The sequence below is a fragment of the Microcoleus sp. LEGE 07076 genome, assembly GCF_015207455.1.
Taxonomy (GTDB): Bacteria; Cyanobacteriota; Cyanobacteriia; order Cyanobacteriales; family Microcoleaceae; genus Microcoleus.
In genome coordinates this window covers 1-6,889 of record NZ_JADEWV010000262.1, presented here as the reverse complement: position 1 = coordinate 6,889, position 6,889 = coordinate 1, and the positions used below count along the sequence as shown (strand labels likewise).

Genomic DNA, 6,889 nt, shown 5'->3' with positions numbered 1-6,889 from the left:
ATTGTAGTCAGAGTCAGACAATCTTATTTCCAGCCGACTTGAAAGTCTGTGATTTGACTGATTTGACTGATTTGGCTGACTTTGAGGCAATTTTTTGAGCTTCATAGCCATGATAATAGTTAAGTTTATCTCATTTTATAAATATATAACTACTTCCAACTTCACCCAAAAGAGGAAAATTGGAGTGTAAAGTGACCCCCGCCATCTGAGGATAACTGGTTGCGATCGCTACTCAATAACTGATGAGCCTACCATTTGTTTTTTAAAGTGTTTGCTCGACACGCTCGGCGTTGTCAACTCCTTCTCCTCTCTAATTTATTAGAGCTGTATAATATTCAGCTTAATTTGTATTACAGTTAGCTACATTTGTCATTAAAGCTTAAGAAAGTCTTAAACCCTACGTTGCGGTTAGGATTCCGCATTCATGAGGGTGCATTATTTTTATTTAAAAGTAATAAATAAGGTTTTGTACGGACAAAACCATTGCTTGCTACTAACAAAGAACAGCCATATCCAGCCTCAATAGCCAAATGCACTCTCGGCACAAAAAAGCAGTAATTTGACAGACAAATGCAGGCTCTTGCTGGACATTTTCTGATAAAAACAGGTATAGTGCACTCCCAGCTAGTGCCTGTATTCTCACTGATTTTGTACAGCAAACACCTGACTTTGTACAGCAAACACCTGACTTTAGCGTTCCACAAATTTTAGCGATTTTTTAGCGATTTTAACAAAAGCTGAATTGATTTAATAGTCAAGTTCCGATATCTAAATTGAATTAAACGTCAAGTTTCAGAAGTGTGAGAAAATTGGCAGGTAGCTAAAAGTTTTGAAGCGATTTTGTAGCATAGCAGCCTTTATGCCAGCACCAGCAATAAAGTTGAGGCATTACTGTCCGGTGTTTGCGCTCCGTTGAGGCTGAAAATGAGTGTTTGGCTGACCTCGGAAAGCGTGGGAGCTGCCGTCTATTGCTAGCACTCAATTACTAAACTACCATCGCCAGCCTTTCAATTCTTTGCAAGAGTAAGCGAGAGCGACCTGAAATTTTAGCAACGGGTGAGAGGAAAGCAGGCGCGATTTCGCACAGATTTGCAAGCTCGGCTCGAAACCATTCTGATAAAAATGCTTTCACTTCTTCGTCAGCTTGCTGCACTTCCTCGAACAAACTAAAACGCCCGTCAAGTAATGCCACGATGTCTTCAATATCAGAACTAAAATAAAAGTTACCCCCACCTCTACCAATGAAAGCTTCTATTTTGGAGGCGAGGAGGTAAGGCGTTGAAAAAATTAGGATTTGCCTACCACTTGGAAGTTGGTAGCGAATAGAGTTAGCAATGCCCGGCCTGTACCAGCGATTGGAAAACCCTAATACAGAGGAGTCGCACGGCATGACATCAATTGAAATTTCCTCATAGTGCCAGCGACACAGCGGTGCGCCTGATTCTGTACTCTCTTGAAGCCCGATAGTTTTCAGCAATTCTGAGAGTTGGTAGTATTCAGCCCTGGATGCAATGGAGACAACGCAATCAACATCATCGGTGGGTCGAATGTCGGGGGCCGCAGCTTCATCAAGGTAAAGCGATATTGTTGCCCCTCCTGTGAAGACGATGGTAGTGGGTACAGTCGAGAGTACCCTGGCAACTATTTCCAGCATGAGTATCTGCGGGTTCATACAGCGACGATCCTTTTTTCAAGTTCGCCGACTGCCAAACGTTGCTCCCGCACCCGACCTACCCTCAGTGCATCAATGAGGCTAAGCAAGGCGTAGAGTTCTGGATCGTTATTAGCAGCTTGGGGGACTGAACGGTACAGAGGCGCGATCGCCTGCCCTCTCACGACACCTTGAGGGTCAGGCCAAACATAAACCTCAGACGGTGAGGCAACCAGCTTGCTTTTCAAGGGCTCAGCAGAATGTGCAGTTGGCAGTCCCCGCGAGAGGGGGCCTGGTTGGGCGTAGAATACATAGCGTAGTCCGTGAACCAGGAATTCCAACACCGCTTGCTTCAAAATTTTCCGCTCGGAGCCATAATACAGACCGGCAGCTTCAGAACGCTCAAGGGCAGCATGAACCTCTGATGCGCTCATGCCCAAGCTTTGAGCGAGAGAACTGTACGTCCAGTTCGTTGAATCCCAACTGTGGACTTTGAGTATTGCAAGGATATCTTGGGGTTTTAGCATAGCGGATGAGCTCGTGCATTGTTTCCTTTATTCTACATTCGCGAATAGCGAATAATTAAGGTGTGGCGACTTTAATTTACTGCGAGGCGCTCGTTGAAGGGCAATCGCCATGTACCGAATACAGCGCTCGCCCCGGTTGCTTGAGGCTGTTGTGGGTAGGAGCGATCGCACTATAAGTTTGAGAAAACTCAGCCGCAACTTTCCTTTACCCGTATCGGTATAAATATATCTCCCAGCATTGCTATTGCTACCACTGCTCCTAACTTTTTTTCCTAGCTTCCTATCTTGCATAAAATTTAGTTTACAAGAGAGCGAGTGAGACTCGCTCCGCTAAGTGTGCGATCGGAAAGTTGTGGCAATTGATGCCTGTGCTGCCACAAAAGCCACCACAAAAGCAGGAGCAATGTTCGTGCAATCAGCACAGTCGAATATCGGGTAAAAATTAAGCCCCTTGACACCTAGGATTCCCTATTCATAAGGGTGTATTATTTTTTGTCTGCACGCATTAATTATGGTTTGCGATCGCAAAACCATTGCTTGCTACTAATCGAGAACAGCCATAACCTGGCTCAACAAGCAGGTGACACGAACAGCACAAAAAAGCAGCAAAGGGACAGAAAAACTCAGGCTATTGCCGGACATTTTCGGATAAAAACAGGTATAATGCAGTCCTGGCTCTTGCCTGGATTCTACCTGTTTTTGTACAGCTATTGCCTGATTTTATACGGCATTTGCCAGACTTTTACCCTCCAAAACAAAAGCGCGATTAAGAGCGTTTTTAACAAAATCCGAATTGATTTAATAGTCAAGTTACCGTCTCTGAATTGAATTAAAAATCAAGTTAAAAAAGAAGTGTAAGGAAATTGGCAGTACCGCAGCCGTTATGCCAGCCTTGACAGTTAACGTATAAATCTGTGATGTACGGGAGAAAAGTTGAGCTAGTAGATAGCTGCTGTACGTTGGGGAAACACACCGCACTCCCGCTGGCAACTAATGTTGAAAAGCAATGCAGTAATGCAGTAGAGTTAGGATACTGCTCAGCAGCAACGCAAACGGGCTACCTTATCCTAATTCAACTTGACTGTAAGCAGGCTATGGGTCTTAATGAAGCTGATACTTGTCGCAAATACGTTCTGCCCAAACTTCAAGAATGGGATAAAGAACCTCATTTCCTAACAGAGCAATATTACATTGATGCGGGTCGAATTTTAATAGCGGGAGGCAAAATTCGCCGTCGCAAGCGCCTATTTGCTGATTATCTGCTCTGTTACACTCGCGATTTTCCTTTAGCTGTTGTTGAAGCAAAGCGAAAATACAAACACGCTCAGGATGGGTTGCAGCAAGCTAAAAAATATGCTGAAGTTTTGGGTTTAAAGTTTGCTTACTCTACGAACGGTCAAAGCATTTATGAATTTGATTACACGACTGGATTAATGACTCAAATGGACTCGTTTCCCAGTCCTAATGAGCTTTGGGCAAGGTTGAGGCAATCTGAGGGATTGAGCGATGAAGTAGCAGGGGAACTGCTGACACCCTTTGATTTGACGGGCGGGAAAATCCCTCGCTATTACCAGCGCATCGCCATTCACCGAGCCATCAAAGCTATCCTCAGCAATCAAAAACGCTTGCTGCTAACCCTCGCCACTGGGACGGGCAAAACTACTGTTGCATTTCAAATCTGTCAAATGTTGTGGAATTTGGGATGGAATGCAACTGGCGAACACCGCAAACCCAGGATTCTATTTTTAGCAGACCGGAACATCTTAGTTGATGACCCGATGCTCAAAGATTTCTCAGCTTTTCCAGAAGATATCATTCACAAAATCCAAGGGGAAGCTGTCAAGAGTCGCGAGATATATTTTGCGATTTATCAAGCAATTGCTAAAGATAAAAATAATCCTGGTTTATATCGAGAATATAGCCCTGGTTTCTTTGATTTGATTGTGGTTGATGAGTGTCATCGAGGAAGTGCGCGGGATGATAGCAACTGGCGAGAAATTCTTGAATATTTCCAACCGGCTTACCAGTTAGGGCTAACTGCTACACCCTTGCGCGATGACAACATTGATACTTACCTATATTTCGGCAATCCGCTTTATACCTACTCCTTAGCCCAAGGCATTGAAGACGGGTTTTTAGCGCCTTATCGGGTGCATCGCGTCACCACCAGCTACGATGCTTTGGGGTGGCGGCCTAACTATGATGACCTTGATCGCTACGGGCGCACCATTCCTGATGAAGAATACCAGACAGGAGATTTTGAGCGGGCTGTGGCTCTCAAAGTCAGAACGCAAGCGATCGCCCGCCACATTACCGACTTCCTCAAAAAAACTGACCGCTTTGGCAAAACGATCGTCTTTTGTTTGGATGAAGAACACGTTTTGGAAATGGTGGCAGCGCTCAACAACCTGAACGCTGATTTGACAAGGCAACACCCCGATTATGTATGCCGCGTGACCGCAGCAGCCGGCGATACAGGGAAATCGCAGCTTTATAAATTCAAAGACGTACTCACCCAGACCCCGGCGATCGCAGTGACTTCCCGGCTGCTGACAACTGGTGTAGACATTCCCACCTGCAAAAACGTTGTCCTGGTGCGGGTCATTCGATCGATGACTGACTTCAAACAAATTGTTGGGCGTGGCACCCGTGTCGATGAAGATAACGGCAAGCTGTTCTTCAACATCCTCGACTATACCCAGAGCACTCGCTTATTTGCCGATCCAGCCTTTGACGGCAAACCGGCTTTGATTGAAACCGAGGCGATGAACGATGAAGGGCAAACAATTGAAGGCAGCCAGCAAGTCATAGAACCAGAACAGCCAGAAGCGGATGAAGTTGAACCTGCCGAAGGTGATGCCCCTCGCGGCTTTACTGGTGTACCTGATGATGACGACACACCACCCCGCAAATATTACTTTGATGGCGGCCAGTGCGAAGTCATCGGCGAAGTGGTCTATGAACTCGACCCCAATGGCAACCGGCTTCGTTCCTTCAAGCTGGTAGACTATACCAAAGAGCAAGTCCGCACCCTCTACCGCTCGGTGCTAGAAATTCAGCAGCGGTGGGTAAATCCAGAAGAGCGATCGCTCCTTATCGACCAGTTAGCAGACAGAGGAATTGACTTTGAGGACTTGAAAGCCGCCACCAATCAACCAGACGCAGACCCCTTTGATTTACTGTGTCACATTGCGTTTAATGCGCCAGTGATGACTTGCAAGCAGCGGGCCGAACGGCTAAAACGGCATAATAAAGACTTTTTCGATCGGTACAGCGCGGATGCTAAGGCAATCCTTGAAATTCTAGTTGACGGTTACGCTCAAGGTGGGCCACAGCAGTTGGTAATGCCAGCATCTCTGAAGGTGAAACCAGTTGAAAAGTATGGCAACGTGCGGGAAATTGCTGCTAAATTTGGCGGGGCGGATAAATTGAAACAGGCAGTCGAGCAGTTACAAACTTTGTTGTATTCGGCTTAATAAAACTGAAGGAGGTTGTAATGTCAGTAGAACAAAAACCGATTTGCGTAGTAATTGACACAAGTATATGGAGACAAGACTCTAATCTTTTGCTGAGAACTCCTATGGGTTCGGCATTACGTTACATCCTCAAACAAAGTAGTGGAAAAATAGGTCTGCCAGAAATTATAGAAGAGGAACTGACGAGAAATACAGTCGAACAAGGACTTGAGGCGGTTGAAAAAATTAACAAAGGCTTTAAAGTTATTGAAGTGATTATGGGTTGTAGGTGTTTTTATGAAGTCCCGGACGAAGCTCAATTGCAAGCTACTGTTACAGAAAGATTAACTGACTTAAATGACTTAATTATTAGGATTCCTTTTACATTTGAACACGCCAAATCAGCACTGAGGAGAATCAATGAAAAATCTCAGCCTAATGGAGAAAGTAATCAGCAATTTAAAGATTCTGCTATTTGGGAAGCAATATTAACACTTTCAAACTCATATAATTATATATTTTATTAGTGGTGATAAAGCCTTCTTTAAAGGCAAAGAATGTAAAACTAATGAACTAGCTGACAACTTGTTAAATGATTGTATAAAAATTGGTGGAATGGTATCTATTTATAATAATATGGCATCGTGTCTTAAAGTTCTTCAAAAGAATGTTCCACCCCTTAACTACTCTGATATTATTCTAAAAATTGATAGCGTTATTAATCTACGATTAAAACCAGAATTAGTTAGCGAAATTGGATTTGAAATAGCTGGGCTTGCAATGAAAGTATCATCTGTTTCAGCTTTTTTCACAGAAATGAAGGGAAAATTAGCATTAAGCTTTGAGCTTTACTACCATTGCAATGATGTACAACATAATGGGGTTAATGAAAGGAAAGATGCTATTTTGAGAACTAAAGGAGATTGCTTATATGAATTGGATAATCAAATGATTTCTGATATAAAAATGGATTTTGAAAGAATCTACTGGGTAGAGCCAAGCGGAGAAGCAGGTAGACGAGGCATTGTATATGCTTCTGGTACTATGGGAGGTATTGAGCAAGTTAACTATACCTTTAGAGAACCCGTTGATTTTATCCGTTTTCCAAACTTGGACTGGAAGGAGCGAGTCAAGAAAGTACGCAAAGATCAGCAAGACTTTTTTAAGGATTATAGTAAAGAAGCAAGAGCAGTTTTAGAAACCTTGTTAGATAAATATGCAGAAGAAGGAGTTGCAGCGTTGGAAATTCCTAGTTC

Annotated in this window: 5 protein-coding genes; 3 read left to right on the top strand and 2 right to left on the bottom strand. The window is 43.8% G+C overall.

Annotation, left to right across the window (positions count from 1 at the left end; translation table 11 throughout):
* Nucleotides 1-985: 985 nt before the first annotated feature.
* Complete coding sequence (locus tag IQ270_RS26540; protein WP_193976158.1) at nucleotides 986-1,672, bottom strand: nucleotidyl transferase AbiEii/AbiGii toxin family protein; 687 nt, start codon at nucleotides 1,670-1,672, stop codon at nucleotides 986-988.
* Nucleotides 1,669-2,178, bottom strand: a complete 510-nt coding sequence (locus IQ270_RS26535) for a hypothetical protein (protein ID WP_193976157.1) — start codon at nucleotides 2,176-2,178, stop codon at nucleotides 1,669-1,671. Before IQ270_RS26535 ends, IQ270_RS26540 begins: the two co-directional genes overlap by 4 nt.
* A 1,094-nt stretch (nucleotides 2,179-3,272) precedes the next feature.
* Here IQ270_RS26535 and hsdR point away from each other — a divergent pair.
* From hsdR to IQ270_RS26520, 3 genes are all read left to right on the top strand, one after another.
* Entirely contained in the window at nucleotides 3,273-5,654 is a 2,382-nt protein-coding gene (gene hsdR, locus IQ270_RS26530) for an EcoAI/FtnUII family type I restriction enzme subunit R (protein ID WP_193976156.1), read from the top strand.
* Nucleotides 5,655-5,674: 20 nt separating this feature from the next.
* On the top strand, nucleotides 5,675-6,160 hold the full coding sequence (locus tag IQ270_RS26525; RefSeq protein WP_193976155.1) for a PIN domain-containing protein: 486 nt from the start codon (nucleotides 5,675-5,677) through the stop codon (nucleotides 6,158-6,160).
* An 88-nt stretch (nucleotides 6,161-6,248) separates the two neighbouring features.
* A partial coding sequence (locus IQ270_RS26520; RefSeq protein WP_193976154.1) for a type I restriction-modification enzyme R subunit C-terminal domain-containing protein occupies nucleotides 6,249-6,889 on the top strand: 641 nt, incomplete at its 3' end.

Coding starts and splice junctions, on each gene's coding strand:
- IQ270_RS26535 (WP_193976157.1), bottom strand. CDS start 2,178: ATGCTAAAACCCCAAGATATCCTTGCAATACTCAAAGTCCACAGTTGG.
- hsdR (WP_193976156.1), top strand. CDS start 3,273: ATGGGTCTTAATGAAGCTGATACTTGTCGCAAATACGTTCTGCCCAAA.
- IQ270_RS26525 (WP_193976155.1), top strand. CDS start 5,675: ATGTCAGTAGAACAAAAACCGATTTGCGTAGTAATTGACACAAGTATA.
- IQ270_RS26540 (WP_193976158.1), bottom strand. CDS start 1,672: ATGAACCCGCAGATACTCATGCTGGAAATAGTTGCCAGGGTACTCTCG.